Origin of the sequence: Paenibacillus andongensis, from assembly GCF_025369935.1 — a bacterium.
GTDB classification, from domain to species: domain Bacteria; phylum Bacillota; class Bacilli; order Paenibacillales; family NBRC-103111; genus Paenibacillus_E; species Paenibacillus_E andongensis.
The window spans coordinates 389,596-411,789 of sequence record NZ_CP104467.1 but is presented as its reverse complement, the minus strand read 5'-3'; the positions used below and the strand labels follow the sequence as shown (position 1 = coordinate 411,789).

Annotated in this window: 21 protein-coding genes; 6 read left to right on the top strand and 15 right to left on the bottom strand. The window is 47.6% G+C overall.

Translation table 11 applies throughout. From position 1 onward, the window contains the following. Positions 1-221: 221 nt before the first annotated feature. The 3 genes from NYR53_RS01965 to NYR53_RS01955 form a co-directional block, all read right to left on the bottom strand. A complete protein-coding gene (locus NYR53_RS01965) occupies positions 222-797 on the bottom strand; it encodes a nitroreductase family protein (RefSeq protein ID WP_261303693.1) in 576 nt (191 codons plus the stop codon). Between the two features lie 115 nt (positions 798-912). Further along, entirely contained in the window at positions 913-2,142 is a 1,230-nt protein-coding gene (locus tag NYR53_RS01960; protein WP_261303692.1) for an MFS transporter, read from the bottom strand. Between the two features lie 58 nt (positions 2,143-2,200). Continuing rightward, positions 2,201-2,908 carry a FadR/GntR family transcriptional regulator gene (locus NYR53_RS01955; protein ID WP_261303691.1) on the bottom strand — a complete coding sequence of 236 codons (708 nt, stop codon included), beginning with the start codon at positions 2,906-2,908 and terminating at the stop codon, positions 2,201-2,203. A 463-nt stretch (positions 2,909-3,371) separates the two neighbouring features. Between NYR53_RS01955 and NYR53_RS01950 the strand changes: the two genes are divergently transcribed. Further along, positions 3,372-4,985: an S-layer homology domain-containing protein gene (locus NYR53_RS01950; protein ID WP_261303690.1), complete on the top strand. Its 1,614-nt coding sequence runs from the start codon at positions 3,372-3,374 to the stop codon at positions 4,983-4,985. A 50-nt stretch (positions 4,986-5,035) separates the two neighbouring features. Here NYR53_RS01950 and ptsP read toward each other — a convergent pair whose 3' ends face one another. The 7 genes from ptsP to NYR53_RS01915 all read right to left on the bottom strand — a co-directional run bounded on the left by ptsP (position 5,036) and on the right by NYR53_RS01915 (position 11,844). After that, positions 5,036-6,757, bottom strand: coding sequence for a phosphoenolpyruvate--protein phosphotransferase (gene ptsP, locus NYR53_RS01945; protein WP_261303689.1), 1,722 nt, complete (start codon positions 6,755-6,757; stop codon positions 5,036-5,038). 39 nt (positions 6,758-6,796) lie between these two features. Next, entirely contained in the window at positions 6,797-7,075 is a 279-nt protein-coding gene (locus NYR53_RS01940; protein ID WP_261303688.1) for an HPr family phosphocarrier protein, read from the bottom strand. Between the two features lie 15 nt (positions 7,076-7,090). After that, positions 7,091-7,543 carry a PTS sugar transporter subunit IIA gene (locus NYR53_RS01935; RefSeq protein WP_261303687.1) on the bottom strand — a complete coding sequence of 151 codons (453 nt, stop codon included), beginning with the start codon at positions 7,541-7,543 and terminating at the stop codon, positions 7,091-7,093. A gap of 72 nt (positions 7,544-7,615) precedes the next feature. Beyond that, positions 7,616-8,989, bottom strand: a complete 1,374-nt coding sequence (locus NYR53_RS01930; protein WP_261303686.1) for a PTS fructose transporter subunit IIC — start codon at positions 8,987-8,989, stop codon at positions 7,616-7,618. A 14-nt stretch (positions 8,990-9,003) separates the two neighbouring features. Then, positions 9,004-9,960 carry a 1-phosphofructokinase gene (pfkB, locus tag NYR53_RS01925; RefSeq protein ID WP_261303685.1) on the bottom strand — a complete coding sequence of 319 codons (957 nt, stop codon included), beginning with the start codon at positions 9,958-9,960 and terminating at the stop codon, positions 9,004-9,006. Next, positions 9,957-10,742 carry a DeoR/GlpR family DNA-binding transcription regulator gene (locus NYR53_RS01920; protein WP_261303684.1) on the bottom strand — a complete coding sequence of 262 codons (786 nt, stop codon included), beginning with the start codon at positions 10,740-10,742 and terminating at the stop codon, positions 9,957-9,959. The genes pfkB and NYR53_RS01920 overlap by 4 nt, the downstream gene beginning before the upstream one ends. 217 nt (positions 10,743-10,959) lie before the next feature. Then, positions 10,960-11,844, bottom strand: coding sequence for a DMT family transporter (locus NYR53_RS01915; protein WP_261303683.1), 885 nt, complete (start codon positions 11,842-11,844; stop codon positions 10,960-10,962). A gap of 172 nt (positions 11,845-12,016) precedes the next feature. On the opposite strand from NYR53_RS01915, the gene NYR53_RS01910 reads away from it, so the two are divergent. Next, positions 12,017-12,703, top strand: a complete 687-nt coding sequence (locus tag NYR53_RS01910; protein WP_261303682.1) for an ArsR/SmtB family transcription factor — start codon at positions 12,017-12,019, stop codon at positions 12,701-12,703. Positions 12,704-12,800: 97 nt separating this feature from the next. Beyond that, entirely contained in the window at positions 12,801-13,196 is a 396-nt protein-coding gene (locus tag NYR53_RS01905; protein WP_261303681.1) for a YuzC family spore coat inner layer protein, read from the top strand. Positions 13,197-13,257: 61 nt separating this feature from the next. Here NYR53_RS01905 and NYR53_RS01900 read toward each other — a convergent pair whose 3' ends face one another. From NYR53_RS01900 to NYR53_RS01885, 4 genes are all read right to left on the bottom strand, one after another. Continuing rightward, entirely contained in the window at positions 13,258-14,052 is a 795-nt protein-coding gene (locus NYR53_RS01900; protein WP_261303680.1) for an energy-coupling factor transporter transmembrane component T family protein, read from the bottom strand. Further along, positions 14,043-15,524: an ABC transporter ATP-binding protein gene (locus NYR53_RS01895; protein WP_261303679.1), complete on the bottom strand. Its 1,482-nt coding sequence runs from the start codon at positions 15,522-15,524 to the stop codon at positions 14,043-14,045. Before NYR53_RS01895 ends, NYR53_RS01900 begins: the two co-directional genes overlap by 10 nt. Positions 15,525-15,528: 4 nt before the next feature. Then, positions 15,529-16,125 (bottom strand): ECF transporter S component, encoded by a 597-nt coding sequence (locus NYR53_RS01890; RefSeq protein WP_261303678.1) that lies wholly within the window; start codon positions 16,123-16,125, stop codon positions 15,529-15,531. A gap of 268 nt (positions 16,126-16,393) precedes the next feature. Beyond that, positions 16,394-17,797, bottom strand: coding sequence for a methyl-accepting chemotaxis protein (locus NYR53_RS01885; RefSeq protein WP_261303677.1), 1,404 nt, complete (start codon positions 17,795-17,797; stop codon positions 16,394-16,396). A gap of 234 nt (positions 17,798-18,031) precedes the next feature. Here NYR53_RS01885 and NYR53_RS01880 point away from each other — a divergent pair, with 234 nt between their 5' ends. Further along, on the top strand, positions 18,032-18,763 hold the full coding sequence (locus NYR53_RS01880; RefSeq protein ID WP_261303676.1) for a DUF3105 domain-containing protein: 732 nt from the start codon (positions 18,032-18,034) through the stop codon (positions 18,761-18,763). A 7-nt stretch (positions 18,764-18,770) separates the two neighbouring features. On the opposite strand, the gene NYR53_RS01875 is transcribed toward NYR53_RS01880, so the two are convergent. Beyond that, positions 18,771-19,553 carry an AraC family transcriptional regulator gene (locus tag NYR53_RS01875; RefSeq protein WP_261303675.1) on the bottom strand — a complete coding sequence of 261 codons (783 nt, stop codon included), beginning with the start codon at positions 19,551-19,553 and terminating at the stop codon, positions 18,771-18,773. 123 nt (positions 19,554-19,676) lie between these two features. Between NYR53_RS01875 and pyk the strand changes: the two genes are divergently transcribed. Together pyk and NYR53_RS01865 are read left to right on the top strand one after the other, a co-directional pair. Then, the gene (pyk, locus tag NYR53_RS01870) at positions 19,677-21,089 is read left to right on the top strand and encodes a pyruvate kinase (RefSeq protein WP_056833568.1); all 1,413 of its coding nucleotides are present in this window, start codon (positions 19,677-19,679) and stop codon (positions 21,087-21,089) included. Between the two features lie 507 nt (positions 21,090-21,596). Continuing rightward, a complete protein-coding gene (locus NYR53_RS01865; RefSeq protein WP_261303674.1) occupies positions 21,597-22,037 on the top strand; it encodes an SRPBCC family protein in 441 nt (146 codons plus the stop codon). The last annotated feature ends 157 nt before the right edge of the window (positions 22,038-22,194 follow it).

The window sequence follows — 22,194 nt, the reverse complement described above, 5'->3', positions numbered from 1 at the left end:
CCGGTTTTATCAACAGAGTTTTAAATAGAGTTTAATGATTTGTAAAGAAAACACGCATTTTCGATGATCGTTTTAATCAAAAACCAAGGATATTCAAGCATTTCCTTGTAGTTCATGACAACAAATCATGAAACCGGTTCGACGATTTGTTTACACAAAAAGAGAAAACCGCCAGGGAATATCCCCTGACGGTTCTTTTAGGTTCGACAAATCTTTATGTTTTACTCGCTTACCCATGTAGTCTTCTGCGCGAACGGCACCCGCTGCGCCTTAGGAGGAGCCATGTCTGGATAGCCGATGTAGATGAATCCGACCAGCTCCTCTTTTCCCGCAAGACCGAACACCTCACGCATCTTCGAATGATAGGTAGGTGCACCCGTCCGCCATATCGTTCCTAGGCCAAGTGCGTGCGCAGTAAGCAGCATATTTTGCACTGCTGCATGCGCGGCAGCATATTCCTCAATCTCCGGAACGACTTGCTTCTCTGAGGGTGTTACGGCCACAGCAATCACAACAGGAGCGCGGAACGCTTTCTTCTCCTGAGCGCTTTTCAGCTTGGATAACTCCTCCTCAGAAAGTGTTGGATCCGCTTCAGCAGCGGCAACCTCGGCGTAGCCTCGACCCAACAAACTTCTGCCTTCACCGGTCATGACCCAGAACCTCCACGGCTCTGTATGGCAATGGTTAGGCGCCCATGTGCCTGCTTCAAGGATTTCTTCGATTAGCGGTTTGTCGATCGCGTCCTGTTTGACCTTCCCAATACTGCGACGCTGGTGAATCGCTTCTTTTATATCCATGAATCCCACTCCTCTGCCTTTTACTATTTCTATCTCTATTCTTACACGACCCAAGCTCCCTCTGCAAACCTGCAGTGGAAGCATCGTCTTTGTAGCTATATGCTACCTCAGTGAGTCATGCTTTCACCGCAGTTTGTGGCAGTTCAATATCATGCAAATTCAGCTTTTTATCTGTCGGAAGGAAGGCTGCCAACAATCCGATTAACGGCAAAAAGGCACAGAGCTTAATAACAAAGGTAATACTTGTTGCGTCCGCCAGCGTCCCGAGCACAGCGGATCCGATCCCGCCCAAACCAAAGGCCAATCCAAAGAACAATCCCGATACCGTCCCCACTTTGCCAGGCAGCAGCTCTTGTGCATAAACGACAATAACGGAAAAGCCAGATAACAAAATAAACCCGATACACGCACAAAGGACACCTGCCCAGAACAAATTGGCATATGGCAGAAGCAGCGAGAACGGCGCAGTGCCTAGAATAGAGAACCAGATCATATTGCGTCTCCCAAAACGATCTGCCAAGGGTCCACCCATGAACGTACCTACAGCTCCGGCCGCAAGCAAGGTGAAGATGAAGAGCTGCGCTCTTTCGACCGAAAGATGATCATGTTCAATTAAATAAAAGGCGTAGAACCCAGTCATACTGGCCACATAAACAAACTTGGAAAACAATAGCATGATTAGAATAAATATCGCGTACGCCACCGTTTTACGAGGGAGTTTCTTTCGGACAACCCCGGTTTTATTGGATGTGGACGGGCGGCTTCCCGCCTTTCGATACCATTTGGCAACGAAAAATTGAACAACAATCCCCGCAGCAGCGACAAATGAAAACCAGATGATGCCGAATTGGCCAAACGGTACAAAGATAAGGGCTGTAAAGACAGGAGCCAAAGCCTGCCCGATGTTACCGCCTGTTTGGAAAATCGACTGCGCCAGTCCTCTGCGAGGCCCAGCAGCCAAATAAGCCACACGCGATGCTTCCGGATGAAGAACCGAGGAACCCAGACCAACTAGGATAACGGCTAAAATAACTTGCGCGAATGAAGACGCCACAGCCAAGACAATCACGCCTATAAGTGAGAAAAACACACCTGCGGGCAGCAGAAATGGCTTCGGTTTCGCGTCTGTGTACAGACCAATCAAGGGTTGAAACATTGAGGCCGTCACATTCAAAGTGAAGGCAATCCACCCGATTTGTGTAAAACTGAGCTGCAGTGAATTATGTAGAATCGGAAACACAGCAGGGATAACGGATTGAATTGCATCATTCAACAAATGAACTAAGCTTATTGAAAATAAAATAGCATAAACGGTACGATTATGAGCATTGTTTGAAACGGACATGTGATCTCAAACCCCTTTCATCATATCATCAGATGTTTAGAATTAGAGGAGAATAAAGCTACTCCTGGTTAAGATACTTTTTAAGCTGACTGACCGTATCGTCTAGATTTTGCTTAGTCCAGTACTCGGCAGCCGATACATCCTTGTCTTTAATCGCTTGATACATATTTTCGTGTTGGAGATTGTGGGGATCATGTGGACTCTCGACGCTCACTAATTTATAAGATGTTTCAAGGAGGACGGTTGAGAAAGTCCGGTATAGGTCGATAACCACGCTGTTCTTGCTCGCGATGGCAATGGACAGATGGAACCTCACATCAGAGTTCAGATAGGTGCTCGTATCACCTTTCTCCAGCGCTTCCGACCGTTGATCCAGTGCGCTTCGCATCTGCTCGAGATCATTTTCATCACGGCGCTCAGCGGCTAAACGGGCGATTTCGAGCTCGAGCATCCGCCTTACCTCATAAACCTCCAGAATCTCAGCTCTGCGAAGCCTATGGTCAAGCGGCTCCTGCATACCCCTGTTAGCTGTCAAAAAAGTGCCGAAGCCCTGCTTCTTTTCGAGCAGCCCCGCATGCACAAGCACCCTGACCGCTTCGCGGACCGTCGAACGTCCGACACCGAATTGCTGCATCAGCTCGGGTTCCGTCGGAATCTTGTCGCCTGGCTTCATTTCGCCTTCCGATATTTTCTTTTGCAATTGATTAACAACATCGTCAACCAATTTTGGCCGGTTTAGCGGCTGGAATGACATTTTGGAATTCATCAGATCATCTCCTGTTTGTTGAGTATAGCATAGGTGAGCTTGGACTTTCATCCTATTTTTTTACAATGTGTAAGTGCGATTAACATCTTGGCAGTGCCTACCTCCAAATTGACAGAAAAACCGGCTTAAGCTGTCCTTGAGCGAGCCTTTTGTAACATATTTGATGCGCAGAAGTTGCGCTTAAGCTTACGCATTTTTTGCTGCTTATCCTTGTAAACCGCGCGCTTTTGCTACGTCCAAGGTGAAAGTGTTACTTGTTTTCTCCATTCGCTTTGCTTTATCCATGCTAATGTTGTCCCTTCACTCTAACTCTCAACAACCGAACTCCCTTAGCACTCTCCTGTCGAGACTGCCAAGAATTTGACAATGACGTACTCTATCATGCAAGGTATAGTTATAGCAACAAAATATGAACGAAAGTTTGCTAGATTCAAAATAAAATAATTAACCCTTGGGAGGTACTATGAAATCCACGAAACTCACGATGATCGCGACGGCCGCTATGGCTTTCTCCTTATTTGCTTCAACTGCACTTTCTCTTCCAGCTTCCGCTGCAGCCAAAACAAGTGCTGATTTTACTGATTTGGCCGGTAGTGATGCCGCGCTAAAAGCTAAGATTGATGCGATGATTACAGCTGGTGTTTTTGAAGGCGTCTCGGACAGCACGTTTGGCATTACGCAAAATATGACTCGCGCTCAATTTGCCAAAGTAGCCACATTAATTTACAACATCACTGTTGATCCTACGGTTAAGGTGTCCAGTTTCTCGGATGTTCAGGCCAATGATGCAGCGAATGGATGGGCCATCCCTTATATTGAAGCAGCCAAAAAAGCAGGCCTCATAAACGGTGTTACGGACACCACTTTCCTTCCCGGTGATTCGGTAACGACAGCTCAGCTGGATACTGTCCTTCTTAAAGGTTTGGGCAAAAAGATTTCCATGACAGGCTCACCTTGGTACGCAGATGCTGTGAAACAAGCAACTGAACTTGGTATTCACCCTACTAGCAAATCCGGCGACCAACCTGCCAATCGCGCTGACCTTGTTCTAAGCTCTTATACAGCTCAGCAAGTTTTTGGGAACCAAACACTTATTTCGATTACAAAAACGCAAGCCTCATCTTCCGACAATAAAAAGGTTCAAGTTACCTTCAATAAAAAGGTAGATGCCAGCAAAGCAACAATCACTTTGAAAAATGGTTCAACCGTAGTCCCTACGACAGCAGAGTGGGCTAGCGATGGCCAATCAGTAACACTATCGACTACCCTTGCGCTCGCTGCAGGTGATTACACGGTTACGCTTGGCGGACTCGACGCTTCCACTGTCCAAACAACAACGGGCAGCTTTAGCGTTACAGCCTCTAGCACAGGGAACGTTTCGATCAACGGCACCTACACATTAGCTAGTGTGCTCGATAGCGGTCTAACAGATGCAGCTACTGGATTAAACGGTCTCGTTAACAAAGCAATAGCGGAAGATCCAACACAAAGTAAATTAGCTAAAGAAATTGAAATTAAAGTGACATCGGCTAGTGGAGATCCAATTGCTATTCCTGGGGTTGTTCAATCTGTGCATTCCTCTGATACTAGCATTGCTAAAGTAGGTCTAACCTCAGATCATCATGCCTACGTTCTAGGCAACAAGCCGGGAACAGCGGATATCAGTGTCATTGTCCAAATTGGAAATGGCGACGCAAAGCAATTACACGTTACTGTCACGGTTAAAAGCGACGCGATCACTGCCAAGGAAATAAAAGCAGGACAAACTTCCATTGATAAGACGGTAATGACGGTAACAGGGGGCGTTTATAGCTTCAATGCTTATTCGGCAATGGACCTTTCTATCACTGATAACTACGGTAATACGTATAAAAGTGCGGACGTTAAAGGCTATAATTTCGCACTAGGGACCCTTTTCATCACAAATGATATTAAGGGAAATGCCGGAACTGTAGGAACCGTAGCGGTTGACGCGGCTGGAAACGTTACTGTGACTGGTAATGTGACTTCCTTCGAATTAACTGCTGTAACTTCAACAGGTAAAAAAGCAACAAGCTTCGTGACGCTTAACCACTAGAACCCAAAAAGACCGTCAGGACTATAACAAGTCCTTGACGGTCTTTTACATTATAACTGGAACGCCAGCAATGCCTCTCGAACCTCGGCCGCCGTGTCCATCTCCAAAATCCTCTCAGCTAAAGCCACGCAATCGCTGTGGTTTAAATCCGTAATCACTTTCTTCACCTTGGAAAGCGATGAAGCTGCCATGCTCCATTCATGCAGACCTAAGCCGAGCAAAAGCGGCGCAGCAAGCGGATCTCCGGCCATGCTGCCGCACATGCCGGTCCATTTGCCTGCATCGTCAGAAGCATCGATGACCGTTTTGATCAGTCGAATGACGGCGGGATGGAAATAATCGTACAAATAAGCTACCTTCTCATTCATACGGTCGACGGCAACTGTGTACTGCACAAGGTCGTTCGTCCCGATGCTGAAGAAGTCTACTTCCTTGGCAAATCTGGAAGCGAGCAAAGCCGCCGATGGAATTTCAATCATAATCCCCAATTCGACAGAATCGGCATAAGGGATTCCTTCCTGGATTAGCTGTTCGCGAGCTTGTTCATAGATTTCTTTCGCCTGACGCCATTCTTCCATACCCGAAATCATCGGAAACATGATTTTCACATCGCCGTGAACGCCTGCTCGCAAAATCGCACGCAGCTGGGTAATAAGCAGCTCCTTGCGGTCCAGACAAAGCCGAATGGCTCTGTATCCAAGAAAAGGATTCATCTCCTTTGGCAAATCCAGATAAGGAAGCTCCTTGTCGCCGCCAATATCGAGCGTACGAATAACAACAGGACGTCCTTTCATTGCTTCTGCTACTTGCCGGTAAGCCTTGTACTGGGTTTCCTCGTCAGGCATCTGAGATTGCCCCATAAATAAAAACTCAGTACGGTACAGTCCGACCGCTTCAGCTCCTTGGCTGAGCAGGCTTACCGATTCTTCTACCGTACCGATATTAGCAGCCAGTTCCACACGGAAGCCGTCCTTCGTGACAGCATCCCGTTCTACATACGCCAGCAGTTCGGCCTTTTCGGCTTCATCACGCTGCATGAGAGCGTGGTAGGATTCTTTGGTTGGGGCCGACGGGTTTAAGATACAGTCTCCAGTCGAGCCATCAATAAGAAGCTCATCTCCGTGCTGAATCTGATCCATCCCATCCCCCAGCCCCAAGATCGCTGCGATCCCTAAAGAGTTAGCCAAAATAGCGGTGTGGGAAGTCTTACCGCCTATACGAGTAACAAACCCGAGCACTAAATTTTTGTCCAACTGAACGGTATCTGAAGGTGTCAGATCATCCGCTACGAGTATGACAGGCTCTCCGATATCGGAAAGCTGTGTTCCTTTGCGTTCACATAGCTGAGCGAACATCCTGTTGCCTACATCGCGGACATCTGCCGCGCGCTCGCGCATATATTCATTCTTCATGCTTTCAAACAGTGCAGCAACCTGCGTGACCACTTGATGAATCGCGCTTTCAGCAGTCCACTGCTCGCCCACGATTAATTTCTCCATGGGTGGGTAAAAGGTTGGATCTTGCAGAAAGCTGATCTGCCCTTTCAGAATCACAGCCTTTTCTTCCCCAAGCGTCTGCTGCGCCTTCTCAATCAGAACTTGCAGTTCAGCCTGGCAAGCAGATTTGGCTTCCCGAAGCCGTTCAACCTCGGTATCGACATCTTGCGTTTTCTTTTTCTCTACGTCCGTTAGTCGCACTGGTTCGTACACGAATGCTTTACCTGTGCGAATGCCGGCGGATACCCCAAGCCCTTGCAGTACTCTCTCCGTCATCATAATTCCTCCTATCCCTCAAGCTGCAATAGGCAGCTCTTATGCTTCTCCAAAGCCACTTTCCACCAATTCAGCCAAAGCATCCAGCGCCGCTTGTTCATCCGGTCCTTCTGTTGTCAGGGTAATGACCGAGCCCTTCTCCAACCCGAGCGTCATAAGACCGAGAATACTTTTCCCGTCTATGATCGAGACATTAGGTTCACTCTTATATTCTAGACTTACAGTTGATTGAAAAGATGCCGCTTTTTCCGTAAATAGTTGGGCAGGGCGAATATGAAAGCCGGAATCGTTCCGGATCGTAAGTTCTTTCGAAATCATGTTTTTGTTCTCCTCTTAAATGGTTTGTAAAATCGTTATCAATTGCTGCGCTTCGGTCACGTTCAACAAGCTTTCACGGAACTCCTCATTAATCAGCTTACGGGAGAGCGCGATCAGAATTTGCAGATGCTCATTGCCTGCGGCGGCCTCCGGTACAGCGATCATGAAGACGATACGCACTGGCTGGTCATCTAGCGATTTCCAATCCAAAGGCTGAGTCAACTTAGCAAAAGCAACGCCCGGCTTGCTGACTCCATTCGACTTTCCATGAGGAATAGCGACTCCAAAGCCTATTCCTGTCGAGCCGGTCTCTTCCCGCTTCAAAACCGCCTCCAGATAGGCTGCTTTATCCGAAATACAGCCAGCGGCTGCAAGTCCGTCGATCATGGATTGCATACATTCTTCTTTGCTTGCTGCTTCCAATGGGATCAAAATGCTTTGCTCATTCAGCAGTTCTTGAATATTCATATTGGTATCCTCCCTAAATATAAAGGGGGAAGAATTTCCCCCTGCATGATTAGCTTTAATTTGTGTAAAGATTTAGTCTTTTACAGGCTTCTTCAATATATTCAGCATGATAGCTGTAACAACCGTTCCTGCTACGATAGCTAAAGCATACAAGCCCAGATGGCCGACGGCATTCGGGATCGGCAGAACGAAAATCCCTCCATGCGGTGCGCGCAAAGTAGCGCCAAAAACCATGGATAAAGCGCCTGTTAAAGCGGAGCCGACCATGATCGATGGGATCACGCGGAAAGGATCGCCTGCAGCAAAAGGAATGGCACCTTCCGTAATAAATGAAATTCCCAGAACAGAAGCCGCTTTACCAGCATCCCGCTCTTCCTTCGTAAATTTCTTCGGAGCAAGGACCGTTGCCAGCCACAAACCCAGCGGAGGTGTCATACCCGCAGCCATAACCGCTGCCATCGGACCGTATACACTGCTGGCCAACAAACCTACCGCGAACGTGTACGCCGCTTTATTCACAGGGCCACCCATATCGAAGGCCATCATCGCTCCCAGCAGAAGACCGAGCAATACGGCATTCGTGGATCCGAGCGATTTGAGCCATACCGTCAAACCATCCATTACTGCTTTTACGGGTTCGCCAATCACATAAATCATTAAAAGTCCTGTAATTCCAGTAGCCAATAAAGGAATAATTAGAATAGGTTTCAAGCCTTCAAAATTCTTAGGCATCTTGATGTAATCTTTCAACAGCTTCGCGACATAACCCGCAAGAAATCCGGCAATGATTCCGCCAAGGAAGCCTGCGCCCATTTTAGAAGCGAGCATCCCGCCAACTAGCCCCGGCGCCAAGCCCGGCTTTTCCGCAATGGAGAAAGCGATGAATCCCGCCAAGATGGGTACCATCAAAGCAAAAGCGGCTCCGCCTCCGATGTCCATTAAAGCTGCGGCAAAAGTACCTTGTTCTTTAAAAGCCTCAATTCCGAAAATGAAAGAAAGTGCAATGAGTAATCCGCCAGCGACAACCAATGGAAGCATATTTGAAACGCCTGTCATCAAATGCTTGTAGGCTCCGGTACGTGAAGCACTGCGCTGAGATTTCGACTGCTCTACTTGCTTCAGATAATCATCGGCAGTGGCCGCTTCTTTGTTCAATGCTTCATCGAGAAGGCCAAACGGATTTTTGATCGCTTGCGCCACAGGGACCTTAACTACCGGCTTACCAGCAAACCGGGATTCTAACACATCCGTATCCGCAGCTACAATAATGGCATGAGCCTCGGCAATTTCTTGCTCGGTAAACTCATTTTCTACGCCGACAGCTCCTCTGGTTTCTACTTTAATTGGAATATCTCTTTCTCTAGCTGCTTTTGCTAAGGATTCAGCAGCCATGTACGTATGAGCAACACCGGTTGGACAAGCTGTAACTGCAAGAATCTTTTTCATAGACGCCCCCGCCTTTAATTCAAATTTGTTGTCTTTGGAATAGACCATATGTTCACACTGCCTAGTTTTTCTTCCACTTCAGCAAGCGTACAAACCTGTGTTCCCGACTTCAAAGCTGTCACAGTTCCTGCAGCTGAGCTCCACCTCGCAGCTTCCTCCAGCGACATGCCATGCAGCATGCAATAAATGAGCGCGGCTACCATAGAGTCTCCGGCCCCCACTGTACTTAAGGGAGTAATTGGAGCAGGTTTGGCGCGAATGGCCTCCGTCTCCGTTACGAGAATCGATCCCTCTCCACCTAAAGAAACCGCCACGTAAGCAATTCCTTTAGCGATTAATCTTCTCGCCGCATCGATAATCTCATGATCCGTCCGGAAGGACTCACCGAAGAACGACTCCAGCTCATGAATGTTCGGCTTGATGGCATAGGGAACAGCCTCAATACCATGGACAAAAGGCTCACCATCGGCATCCAATACGGTCCGAACACCTGCCTCATTCGCAATCTGAATCAGTGTCTTATAGAAATCACTCGATATTCCCTTTGGTAAACTGCCTCCCAGAACAACCAACGAAACATGATGTACATCGGTTCTGAAACGATCAAGGAATTGACTTAACACGTCATCGTCTACCGTGAATCCTGGCTCATTCAACTCCGTTGTTTCCCGGGTGTGTTCTACATACAGCTTCAGGTTCGTTCTCGTTTCACCCTTGGCTTGAACAAACCAATTCGGAATGCCTAGACTCGTAAGTGTATCCGTCAGCACATTCCCCTGGCGCCCTGCACACAAGCCCCAAGCCGTCGCATCAACGGAAAAATTTTTCAATACTTTGGCGACATTGATGCCCTTGCCTCCAGCATCCATTCGCCATTCTTTAATTCGGTTCAATCCGCCAAGAACAAAATCTTCTACCGTTACCGTTTTGTCCAAGGCCGGATTCAATGTAATCGTCAAGACAGGCTTCATGACTTCCTCCCACCCGTCTGTACGACGCTGACGGTAACCCCAGCCGTATCTAGCTCTTTCAGCGCATTGTCCGATATACCGTCATCCGTCAACAGCTGGTCAATCTCGGATAATGCCGCAACCTTAGCAAAAGATACTCTTCCGTATTTGCTGTGGTCCATGAGTAAAATCACTTGCTTGGTTGAACGGAAGAAAGCCCTTTTGGTCGAAGCCTCCAACATATTCGGCGTTGTCAATCCAATGACAGGATCCAGACCATTGATCGCCACGAAGGCTTTATCAACATGCACGGTTTCCAGCGCTTTCTCGGCTAACGGACCTACCATTGCCAGCGTTTCATGACGCAAGGTACCGCCTGTAAGAATCAAATCGATTCCTGTGTTGGCAGACAACTCTTGAGCTACCGCAACGGAATTGCTTACTACCGTAAGATTTTTGAATGTTTTTAATTCCTTAGCCAAATAATAAGTTGTCGTTCCCGAATCGAGCAGGATAGAATCGCCTTCCCGAACCATAGAAGCGGCTTCTTTGGCTATCAGTTCCTTTTGTAAACGATAGCGATCTTCTTTTTCCACAAAAGTAGGCTCTGAATTGTCACTGACAAAAGCTACAGCTCCTCCATGTGTACGGCGAAGCTTACCTTCTTCCTCAAGAATCTTCAGATCTCTTCGAACGGTTGATTCAGACACCTGAAAATGTTGCGCCAGTTCTTGAACGGACGCACGCTCTTTTACTTGAACATAATCGGCGATCTTCTGCTGACGTTCTTCCTCAAACAGCATCACGATCCCCCCTATTCCATTTCATAGATTTGCGCATATACGGTCATACATTTGATTGTTTAATCTCATTTATGATTATATGTGATCGATATTTATTTGTAAAGCGCTTTCCAGAGGTAATTTCTTTCATAATAGTCATATTTGATCACAACACAATAAGCTGCCGCGCATGAAAAACCCACCCTTAAAGCTTTAAGGGGTGGGTTTCTAGAAGCTTCTATGATGAGGTCACTTTCGCTTTTCTCCAAGTTCGGGCTGAAAACGTCCAATTCACGAAAAAAATGCCGATAAGGATGAGTGATCCCCCTACATACACGAACCATTCTATGACTTCACCAAGCAGCAGCCACCCTGATACAACCCCGAAGAACGGGGCGAGGAATAAGAAGGCGCTCGTTTTACCAGGATCCCCTTGTTTCAATAAGAAGAACCATGAAGCGAATTGCACGATGGAGGCCATGATTGCAAGCCATAAAAGAATCAACATGGCGGATACTCCTAGGATTAGCTTCGGAGTTTCCAAGGTCAGACTCATAATAAGGAGAAGGAGACCCCCGAACAGCATTTGGTAAGCGGTTAGGACCCACACATCGAAACTGGCACCCCATTTCTTAACGAGCAGTGTTGAGATAGCCCACGAAATAGCAGATCCCATCCCAAGCAGCGTACCTGTTTGCAACTGCAAGTGAACACCCAGCGTGATAAATACGCCAGCAAAGCCAATTATGACTCCAATCCATTGGGATATTCGGTATTTTGCGCCTAGAAACAGCGTTCCCAGCAAGATGACGAGTAGTGGATTGGTGAAAGTCAAAATCGACGATTCACCAGCAGTAATCGTGCGTAAGCTTAGAAAAATGCAGCCCATGACGCCAGCCGTTTGGAACAGTCCTACGCTCATGATTTTGCTCCAGTCTCGAAGATCACCTGGACGCAGCCTTTTTCTCACAAACAGAGCCATAACTAGTCCCGCCAGTGTAAAGCGACAACCTGCCAACAGAAGAGGTGAGAAATAGGCCAAACCCATTTTACCGACAGCGAAGGAAGATCCCATCAGTGTTGTTGTGACAACAACCATTAATCCAAATAAATAACGATTCATAATATCCTCCCATAGGCTGCATACACTTTCAGGATGCCTGTTGTATTCACACTCAAATTTCGTTTATTATCGAAGTATGACTGTAATACTAACCTTAGTATATATCGATTATAAACTGAATTAATTTCGTTCTGTATCGAAGTATGATTGTATGAAGCGGAGGCTAATAGGCATGTGTACTAATTCAAATATTGTGGAAGTGGCTTCACTGATAGGCGAACCATCACGCATCACGATTCTGCTGAATCTTCTCGGTGGCAAGTCGCTGCCGGCAAGCGAACTCGCTCGATTCGCGCGCATTACACCTCAGACAGCAAGCTCTCACCTATCGAAGATGGTGGAAGGCGGTCTGCTCGTCCATGAGTCGTATGGACGGCACAAGTACTACCGGCTGGCGAGCGCCGAGGTGGCCTATGCGCTGGAGGCGCTGCAAACCATCGCCTCCCCGAAGCCGATTCGCTCGCTGCGCGAATCAGATCAACTAAGGGCGCTGCGCTATGCGCGCACCTGCTATGATCATATAGCCGGCCAGATTGGCGTAGCCCTGACGGACCGGCTTCTTGAGTTAGGCCTGCTGCAGGAGGCAGGCAAGGATTTCATCCTCACCCCTGCGGGTAAGCAGCGACTGGAACGATTCGGCGTCGAGGTCGAGGAAGACCGCAAACGCAGGCGCCATTACGCGCGGCAATGCCTCGACTGGAGTGAGCGTCGCCATCATATCTCGGGTACGCTTGGCGCTGCGCTCACAAGCCGGCTGTTCGAACTTCGCTGGATTGAACGGCTGCACGAAAGTCGGGCTGTACGCGTCACCCCTGAGGGTTTGAAAGGACTTGCCGATGAATTCGGCGTTGTGCTGTGACTCCTGACGAATACATAAATTACTGGAACCACACCAGCCCCCATTCACATATAGTGGTGTAGCGGATTTCTGGCAAAAAACTCAAAGGAGATCATCCATGAATTATCCTCCTTCCTATGACACATTCCCCTATCCACCCTATGATCGTTACCCTATTCCTGCTGTTTACTACCCTGCTTACTGGGTGTGGGATCGTGATTTCCCACCAGTCGATACAAAGGTACTCTCACATTCGGTTGCTACCTCTCAGAACCTACTTAGAGACGCCTCTCTCTTAATCCAAAAGCTGGCGGACCCAGCTATAGCCAGCCAATTGATGAGCAATGCCCAGAAAGGCAATCAGAAAGAAGTGGAGCGGATTATTCAAACTTTCGGTATTGAGTCCATCATACTGACTAGATTTACACCAAGCGTTGTTCATTTCACTATCGATCCTCGCGTCCCGGAGAAACAGTGCTGTGAAATGGTTTTGTCCCTTAAATGGGGTAAATGACAAAAACAAAGAGCAATCGAAACCAACTTGTTCGTTGGTTTCGATTGCTCTTCAAAGTTTCTTATCGGACGTCCGCTGCGTTCAACAATGGCCATACATTCCCCAACCAATTAGCTAGAATGACGAGCACAAGCCAATAAAAGATATAGTAAACATCTAACATCGAATAGGAAGATACATAATAATAAGTCCGATTTTTTTGTGAGGAAAAACGCTTCGCTTCCATCGCCACTGCCGTCCGGTGGGCACGGCGTATGCTCTGGGCCAGCAGCGGAATGGCATACATTCGCAGCGTCGTATACCATCCTGTGATAGGATTACGCTTCTTCTTGCCCCGCACCTTCAGCGCATAACGAAGAGTTTGGAACTCTTCGAGCATGAGCGGCAGCATGCGCAGCGCGGCGAGGAAGCTGTAGGCGTATTTCGGCGCGACTTTCCACTGCTGCATCATGGCATAGAACAGCGCGACTGGCCGTGTAGTCAAGCTAAACAGCAGTCCAACCGCGGCAACTTGAAGGCCCCGAAAGCCAAGATGGATGCCGCGGTAGAAGCTTTCTTCGGTGATTCGGATGAAGCCCAGCTGGTACCAAAGCGTATCTCCGCTGCCGAACATCATCATCCCCGTTGAAGAGGATAGGAAGATAAGCAGGAACGGTGAAGCATAGAGCAGCAGCCGCTTCATGGGATGGCCTGAGAACAAGAATAGCGGCACCAGTGCGCCCAAAGTCAAATACATCATGGCATTCAGATTATGCGTGAACACGACAACAACAAATAGAAGGATGGACAGAATAAGCTTCACAGCCGGATTCACCCGGTGCACCCAGGTTTCACGATACGCGAATGTTAGTTGCATAGCATCGCAGCCCCTTCCGGGGCAGGTGCAGCGGAGGCCGGCAGCTTCTCAGCCGGCCATTCCTTCACATGCCCATCTTCAACCCGCCAAACGCGCGTGGCGCAGCGTTTCACAATCTCCAGATCGTGTGTGACCATCACGATCACAGTTCCGCTCGCCCGCAGCCGCTCCAGCTGCTGCAAGATGCGCAGCGTGCCGCGCGCATCAAGCCCGAAGGTGGGCTCATCCAGCAGCAGAATGCGAGGCCCGCGCACCATCGCGGACGCCACGCTTAAGCGCCGCTTCTGGCCCATCGACAGCTGGAACGGATGCCTCTTGCGCAGCGCCAGCAGGTCGTATTCCCTAAGCAGCTGCTCTATAGCCGCCTGCTGCTGCTGCACACCCCGCCCCTCATCCGCCTCCGGCAAGGAGTAGGCCAGCTCTTCCTCCACCGAATTCGTGACGAATTGGAATTCGGGGTTCTGGAACACAAAGCCGACTTGCTCCGCAAGCTGCTCGACTTTGCTGCCCTTAACCCCCTCGATCCAGCAGCTGCCGCGGGTCGGGATGAGCCGCATGATCGCCAGCAGCAGCGAGCTTTTGCCCGCGCCGTTAGCGCCGACAACGGTAATCCAGTCGCCAGGATAAAAGCACAAGTTATCCACAGAGGTCTTGATCTGCCCTCCGCGCAGCCCTACATAATCGCGAAGGGTCATGACCGGCGCCGTAGTCTGAGGGGGGGAGGTTGTTTTTAACGCCATCTCATGATCGTCCCAAACCCCAGGGTACCAAATCCCGTACTCGATCATTTGCTGTTTGTAAGCCTCGAACACCTCTTGAGGTGGACCATCCGCTAAAAGTCCGCCATCTGGTGACATGACGATCAAACGGTCAATGAATCCCATGATGCCGCTTATTTTATGCTCCACGATAACCAAAGTCTTCTCAGCACTAATCCTTCGAATCGTTTCCCACACCTGCGCTGTGCCTTCTTCATCCAGAAGCGCCGTAGGCTCGTCAAGGAACAGTACTTCCGGCTCTAGGGCGAGCACACTCGCAATAGCCAGCCGCTGTTTCATTCCTTGCGACAGATTCCCGATCAAGATATGGGTGTCTTCTAATTGAAGTCCCACCAACTCCAAATAATAGGCGATACGAGCAGGCATCTCCTCACGAGGAACTTGTAAATTTTCCAAGACAAAAGCAATTTCCTCATCCACGTACGGCATGCAGAACTGTGTCTCCGGATCTTGAAAGACATAGCCTGAGCGGCTTGGGGTGTGAATGTTATCGGCCTTGAGCGGAATCTCTACAATATGAGGGACAATACCGCTTAGCACTTGAAGCAGGGTTGATTTGCCGCAGCCGCTCGGCCCCAGAAGCAGCACCTTCTCCCCCGGCTCAATCGAAAAGGAAACCCCCTGAAATAACAGGGGGGCGTCTTCTCCGGGATATTTTAACCTTAGATTCGCAACGCTCATTCCTTCGCTCATCACGTTACCCCAATGCGTCGTAATCTTTCTTAGAAACAGGGCGAACTAGACTGAGCACACCGGTACGAGCTAATGCATCCGCTAAGTAGTAAGCGAATACGCCGGCGATCAATGCGCTGCCCAACAAACGGAGTCCAATAAACAAACAATAGTTCCAGAACGTCAGTTGATCAATATAGCCATAGTAATTATCCACAAGCAATGATAAAACGGCGGATGCAAAGGATGCTAGGATTGTAACACCCACATTTGCACGACGGTAAAGGAAGAGTGCAAAAACGAGTTCAGCACCAAGCCCCTGCAGCAGCCCATAAACAAGCGTCGAGACACCCCATGAGCCGCCAAAAAGCGCCTCAATCGTCGCAGCCGCTACCTCAGCCAATAAGGCAACGCCGGGTTTGCGAATAACCAGAAATGCAAAGGTTGCTGCCATAAACCACATGCCATAGCTCAGCTGCTCCGCGTGAAGACCGAATGGTTTCAATACATCGTACATCGGCCCCCATACGCGATAAATCACCCCAAACACCGCTGCGATCACAATGGTGATCAAAATATCCGTCAATTTCAAACCCTTAGCCGTTGTTTCTTTTTGTGCCATCTGTTTGTTCGACTCCTTTTCATTTATAGATGTGTAAAATGAGATAGGCGAACACGAAAAAAAGCCCACCGGGTAGCGGCAGGCATAAAATTAGTGCTAAACAAGGCACTTCATTCTCTACGCTGGCATTACCCAGATCAGATTAACGGTCAGCGGCATAGGGCCACTATCTCAGCCTGACTTCATCAAGCACCCGTGTTGCTATTCATTTGGCTTAACTGTAGCGGATTGCCAACTTTTTGGCAATCCTTTTTTTGGGGCATTCGCTCTATTTTTCAATCAAATGCTGCAAATCATGTGTCAATCCGTTCAGCTGTCGAATGCTGTCTACGATATCTTCAACACGCCTTTGCTGCACTTCGGCGCTAGCAAGCACCTCTTGTACGGATGCTGCGGATTGCTCGGTAATCGCTGCAACGGACGTCATTTCCTCTGCAACTCTTTGCGACGATGTTAGCAATTGAGCATTCATACGCTGCAAGTTCTCCGCTTGTTCCATGACTTCAGACGTGTTATTGTTGATGACTTCAAACAACTGATCGACGCTTTCCGCTGATTTCTTACCTGATTCTACGGCGGTAATGCCGACGGCAACCTTCTCTACAGCGGTCTCTACTTTGTCTTGAATAGAGCCTAGAATTTCCGAGATGTCTGTGGATGCCACATGCGCATTCTGCGCCAGCTTACGAATTTCGTTCGCAACAACGGAGAAGCCTTTACCATGCTCACCTGCGCGGGCAGCCTCGATGGAAGCATTTAACGACAAGAGATTCGTTTGATTCGCTATGTCGGCAATCGTTGTCACGATATTTCCGATTTTCACATTTTCTTCATTGACTGCATTCATAATTTCGGACGTTTCGGTCACGATAACGGTAATATCGTTGATTTTGAGCGACAAATCCTCCATCTGAGTTTTGCCTTCATTCGTCATCCGCGCCGTATCACGGGATCTGCTGCTCATCGTGCTTGATGCGGAAGAAGTCATCTCAACGGTCTCATTCACTTCTTGAATAGCGGTTGTAATATCCGTAATGCTGGTGGCCTGCGACTCAATACCAATCGAAATTTCTTGAAAAGCAGCCACGACTTCTTCGGTAATTCTGCCTGTAACCGACGCATTTTCTTGAAGCGTATTGCTGGATGTTCCAAGCACTTCTGTTGTTGTACGGACGCCCGTCAGAATTTCTTCTGACTTCACACGCGACATCTCAGACTCTTTCCCACTCTTCACCACATTAGCAAGCATCCTAGTTCCAATTTGACCTTGCCCTACCAATGTTAAAATCGTCAGCAAGTAGAAAACATTAATGCTAATAAGGTCGAAATCTCCGGACAATGTGGAGCAAAAATAGTTCAAATTAATAAGTCCAATCACGCCATTAAGCAGCAGCGGTCGAAAGTTCATATACAAAGAAACGAGAGTCAAACCGAGATACAAAATTAGAATACTGGACAAGGTCGGGTCCTTGGCCATAAAGAAATAAGAAATGATGTTAAATCCTACGGCAATGACATACATCGTGTAAGGCACCCAGATTTTTTTCCAGTTTAACAAGGTACATAGAAGAGCAATCGGTGCTCCGCTAGCTAGTAAAGTCAGGATTATTTTCGGTGAGTTATAGGATACGGCGATCATAAGCACCAAGCATCCCCATAAAAGTTTAACCATTAATCCATTTCTTCTGTGTAACTCTAATTGTTGTTCTGACACTGAAACTTCTCTCCTTTTGTTTCTACATGAAATGACATTTTATTACATCATTCAACAAAGGATTTGAATAATCCTCTATTTCAAATGATAAAGAACGAGATCTTTAAGCAGAAATTGACTTCTAGCTAATAGTGAAACTACAATATGTAGTGTTGATAGTTAAAAATTTATTCTAAAAGGAGATCATTTATCATGGATCATTCAACCATGCAGCACGGACCTGATTTTATGGCTATTTTACTTTACATAGGCTTGGCTATTTTTGTTTTGTCAATTATTGGCTATGTGTTGGCTGCGAAAGCGCACAAACACAACACAAGTCGATTGAAAAAGGTGGAGAAACAGGCCCTGAAAAAAAAGCAAAAGACCTGGCTGCTTCTCTCTCACACGCTCGTTATTATCGCGATATGTTGTGTGGGAACATCGCTTATTCAGCAAAATTCCAGCAAATACAGTGTAGAAAAATTGAATTTTAATGCTCCTATTCAGGTTGTGACAGATAAAGATTATGGACGAGGGCATGCTGAGGGTACACTTTCCTATGAAATGAAAATCCCGACTTCCGGTACACATAGTCCACATGACTTAAAGTTCGGCTTTTATAAGGAAAGGCCCTCCTATGAAATGCTTGTTCATAATTTAGAGCACGGCGATATCATCATTCATTACCATCCGGATGCTCCTAAAGAACTGCAGGATCGCCTCGACTATTTGACGCATTTCAAGAAAGCCGGCGCTGGTGTACTTGCTGTACCGAATCCAGATGTACCCAGCGATCAGGAGGTCGTCGTGACAGCATGGACGAAAACGATGCAGCTTACAAAGTTTGACGAAGCAAGTGTCGGGACGTTCATCTACCAGAACATTGATAAAGGACCTGAACAAATTCCTTCTGAAGTACGCCGCGGCGGCGGTACGATGTAACTAGATACTACTTCCGAATCGTCTCCCGGTCGGATACTAAATCCGTTGGCACTAAGCCGGTTAATCGCCTGAATACACGGTAAAAATAAGACGGGTCATTGTACCCGATGAACTCGGAGATCTCGGTCACTGACAGGGCGGAATGTCTGAGCATGTAGATGGCCGTTTTCATTCTTGTGGCATGGACGAACTCACTGATTGTTTGACCTGTCACTTTGCGAAAAAGCGCTGCCGTGTAGTTCGGAGATCGGCTTATGCACGCGGCAAGCTCGTCCTTGGTCACATGCTCGCGGTAATGGTTCTGAATGTAGCCTTTCATCTGCTCCACTAGCTGCGCAGTGGCCGTCGATGTCGTATCTTGATCCCATTCTCTATGGAGATAAACAAACAGCTCTTTGAGCAGCGCTTCACACAGCGTTTGGTAATAAGATTGCTTGTCTTGCCACTGCTGATGGATAAGGCGCAAACGATCGACAATCAACTCGTATTTACCTGTTAATCGGCTGGTATAGTGCGGCAGTTGGAGGAGTGGGAACAGCTCCTGTACAGCATTAGCGGTGAACCCAACAACGTACTTTTCATGGATCTGGGTCGGTACACTTCTTCCATAAAAGGGGACTTTGCTCGGAATCAGCAGCCATTGCCCCTTCTCCACTACCTGCTTCTTCTCATTGATCCAATATACACATCGGCCATACGTAACAAGAACGAGAGTCCAGTGGAGGCATCCCTCCAGTTCTTCCTTGTACCAATTGCTGCTCTTGTCATACGTAAAGGTTATCACCTGCATAACTTCACCTTCCTGCATACTATAGTACATATATCATACTATAGTTCATAGAACTTCGGCTCATTTAGGCATATAATGAAGCCAAAATTCATTCGTCACAATCGAAAGGAAGTCCTAACTACCATGCGTAAAACAAAAATCATTTGTACCATGGGACCTGCTTGTGATTCCGTCCCTACTCTTAAAGAATTAATTCGCGCGGGCATGAGCGTCGCCAGATTAAATATGGCTCATGGCGATTTAGATGAGCATCGGGGACGCATTCAGCGTGTACGTCAAGCAGCTGCCGAGCTTGGTGTTATCATCCCTATTCTGATGGATATTAAGGGACCGGAAATCCGCATCGGTCAATTGAAGGATGCTTCCTACGATTTGCAAAGCGGCGATCACATTGTGCTTACAACTGAACAAATTATCGGCGATTCCAGCCGTGTTTCTGTGAATTACCCTGGCCTTCCGCAGGATGTTAAGCCGGGAAATCTCATTCTTATCGATGACGGCTCTATCGAGCTTAGAGTAGAAATGATCGACGGTACTGAAGTGACTTGCAGCGTCTTGAATCAAAGTGTCTTGAAGCAGCGTAAAGGCGTTAATTTGCCCGGCGTGCGCACCTCCTTGCCCGGTGTCACTGAGCGCGATGTGATGCATATTAAGTTTGGAGTTGAAGAGAATATTTCCATCATCGCGATGTCTTTCGTGCGTAACGGGAATGATGTTAGAGAAGTTCGCGCGATTTTGGAACAGCACGGCGCAGCGTTTACGCCAATTATTTCGAAGATTGAGAACGAAGAAGGCATGACGAATTTCGCTTCGATCCTTGAAGCTTCCGACGGCATCATGGTTGCGCGGGGCGATCTAGGCGTCGAGATTCCAACGGAGGAAGTTCCGATTGCGCAGAAGGACATGATTCGCGCATGTAATTTAGCAGGCAAGCCTGTTATTACGGCGACGCAAATGTTGGATTCCATGCAGCGCAACCCTCGTCCAACACGCGCAGAAGTGAGTGACGTGGCGAATGCCGTGCTCGACGGCAGCGACGTTGTCATGCTTTCCGGCGAGACAGCCGCAGGCAAGTATCCCATCGAGTCCGTGACGATGATGGCGACGATCGCCGAACGTGTCGAGCAAACCATGGAGCGCAGCTCCTTGATCGACGCGCAGCTTCAGTCGAACAACGAAGTGACTGAGGTGTTGTGCCAAGCGGTCGTGTCATCCGCTAACAAGCTGCACGCTGCAGCGATCTTGACGCCAACGGAGAGCGGCTTCACCGCTCGGATGATCGCGAAGTACCGCCCGGAAGCGCCGATTATCGCGGTGACGTCCAATGAATATGCGATCAACTACTTGAGCATGGTGCAAGGCGTTATCCCGGTCCTTGGCGAATTCTGCGACTCTACCGATGCGATGATCCGCTCTGCCATCGGGCAAGCTGAGACGCTCGGCTACGTGAAGAAGGGTGATCTAACCGTTGTCTCGGCCGGTATCCCAGTGGGGAAATCGGGCACGACTAACTTGTTGAAGGTTGAGCGGGTTTAAAATTGAAGTATTAGATAACCGTCTGCAGTATCCTTCACCAAACTAATACGAAATGTACTGCGAAAGACACCTCTGGGTGTCTTTTTTTGTTGGGTAGCTCGAGAATCTCCCCTGCACTTCGCCTAAAGTCACGCTAACTGCATTTCGTACATCAAAATTATGGGTTTAACCCCATTGGAAAGGAAATAACTGCAAATGTGCAGCTAATTTTGTTCAAAAGGCTGAAAACCCTCGTTTTCGGGAAAATTTGATGTAGGAAATGCAGGTAATCTAACGGTACTTGCAGCTAACGAGTAATTTGATGTAGGTTTTACAGTAAATTTGTTTTGAACAAGTTCCACCACATGGTATACATTGAGCCCGATCAGCTCTCCCCCTTTAGATTGGTCTTATTTCAGTGGCCATTATTTTACCTCCTGTCGCATTTTTACGATACATAGCTTTTCATCTTATTATAATATTTTTATATTCTCCGAATAATTGAAATATCAAGAAAGGTGTGAGATTATGAGCAGCATGTTATCTATTGACAAGCAAAGAGAAATTGTTGCAACAAAAGAGACTGTTTGGCATGTACTTACAAACCCTGATTTTATTAAACAATGGCTGGGAGTCACCATGAAGACCAATTGGATAGTAGGCCAGCCGATTTCCTTTTCCTTCACTTGGGAAGGCAAAGCGTTCGAAGATAAAGGACACCTCTTAGAGTTGGAAGCTCCCAAAGTTTTCTCCTATAACTACTGGAGCGGTTTCTCCGGGACCGACGATAACCCAGAAAACTATTCAGTCATCAGATTTACGTTGTTGAACCAAGATAACAATACGATATTGAAATTAAAACACAGTAATTTTTCTACTGGGACTATGTACGAACATTCAGATAAGAACTGGGAAGAAACATTAGACAGTATAAAGAAAATAGCTGAAAGAGAATTTTTCGTCGATTGAGACGAGAAAAGAGATAAATCAGATGATAGGGAGAACAACGGCTATCCCTATCATTTCGTTATCCAAATTAAGCTCTTCAATTCACTCACGCCCACGACTATTTCTATTTTCTGCTTTACCACTATTTGTGATACGGTTCAGCTTAACGGGTCTATCG

Coding starts and splice junctions, on each gene's coding strand:
- NYR53_RS01940 (WP_261303688.1), bottom strand. CDS start 7,075: ATGATTTCGAAAGAACTTACGATCCGGAACGATTCCGGCTTTCATATT.
- NYR53_RS01875 (WP_261303675.1), bottom strand. CDS start 19,553: ATGCAGGTGATAACCTTTACGTATGACAAGAGCAGCAATTGGTACAAG.
- NYR53_RS01880 (WP_261303676.1), top strand. CDS start 18,032: ATGGATCATTCAACCATGCAGCACGGACCTGATTTTATGGCTATTTTA.
- pfkB (WP_261303685.1), bottom strand. CDS start 9,960: ATGAAGCCTGTCTTGACGATTACATTGAATCCGGCCTTGGACAAAACG.
- NYR53_RS01930 (WP_261303686.1), bottom strand. CDS start 8,989: ATGAAAAAGATTCTTGCAGTTACAGCTTGTCCAACCGGTGTTGCTCAT.
- ptsP (WP_261303689.1), bottom strand. CDS start 6,757: ATGACGGAGAGAGTACTGCAAGGGCTTGGGGTATCCGCCGGCATTCGC.
- NYR53_RS01915 (WP_261303683.1), bottom strand. CDS start 11,844: ATGAATCGTTATTTATTTGGATTAATGGTTGTTGTCACAACAACACTG.
- NYR53_RS01950 (WP_261303690.1), top strand. CDS start 3,372: ATGAAATCCACGAAACTCACGATGATCGCGACGGCCGCTATGGCTTTC.
- NYR53_RS01965 (WP_261303693.1), bottom strand. CDS start 797: ATGGATATAAAAGAAGCGATTCACCAGCGTCGCAGTATTGGGAAGGTC.
- NYR53_RS01920 (WP_261303684.1), bottom strand. CDS start 10,742: ATGCTGTTTGAGGAAGAACGTCAGCAGAAGATCGCCGATTATGTTCAA.
- NYR53_RS01890 (WP_261303678.1), bottom strand. CDS start 16,125: ATGGCACAAAAAGAAACAACGGCTAAGGGTTTGAAATTGACGGATATT.
- pyk (WP_056833568.1), top strand. CDS start 19,677: ATGCGTAAAACAAAAATCATTTGTACCATGGGACCTGCTTGTGATTCC.
- NYR53_RS01960 (WP_261303692.1), bottom strand. CDS start 2,142: ATGTCCGTTTCAAACAATGCTCATAATCGTACCGTTTATGCTATTTTA.
- NYR53_RS01955 (WP_261303691.1), bottom strand. CDS start 2,908: ATGAATTCCAAAATGTCATTCCAGCCGCTAAACCGGCCAAAATTGGTT.
- NYR53_RS01865 (WP_261303674.1), top strand. CDS start 21,597: ATGAGCAGCATGTTATCTATTGACAAGCAAAGAGAAATTGTTGCAACA.
- NYR53_RS01885 (WP_261303677.1), bottom strand. CDS start 17,797: ATGGTTAAACTTTTATGGGGATGCTTGGTGCTTATGATCGCCGTATCC.
- NYR53_RS01905 (WP_261303681.1), top strand. CDS start 12,801: ATGAATTATCCTCCTTCCTATGACACATTCCCCTATCCACCCTATGAT.
- NYR53_RS01895 (WP_261303679.1), bottom strand. CDS start 15,524: ATGAGCGAAGGAATGAGCGTTGCGAATCTAAGGTTAAAATATCCCGGA.
- NYR53_RS01900 (WP_261303680.1), bottom strand. CDS start 14,052: ATGCAACTAACATTCGCGTATCGTGAAACCTGGGTGCACCGGGTGAAT.
- NYR53_RS01910 (WP_261303682.1), top strand. CDS start 12,017: ATGTGTACTAATTCAAATATTGTGGAAGTGGCTTCACTGATAGGCGAA.
- NYR53_RS01935 (WP_261303687.1), bottom strand. CDS start 7,543: ATGAATATTCAAGAACTGCTGAATGAGCAAAGCATTTTGATCCCATTG.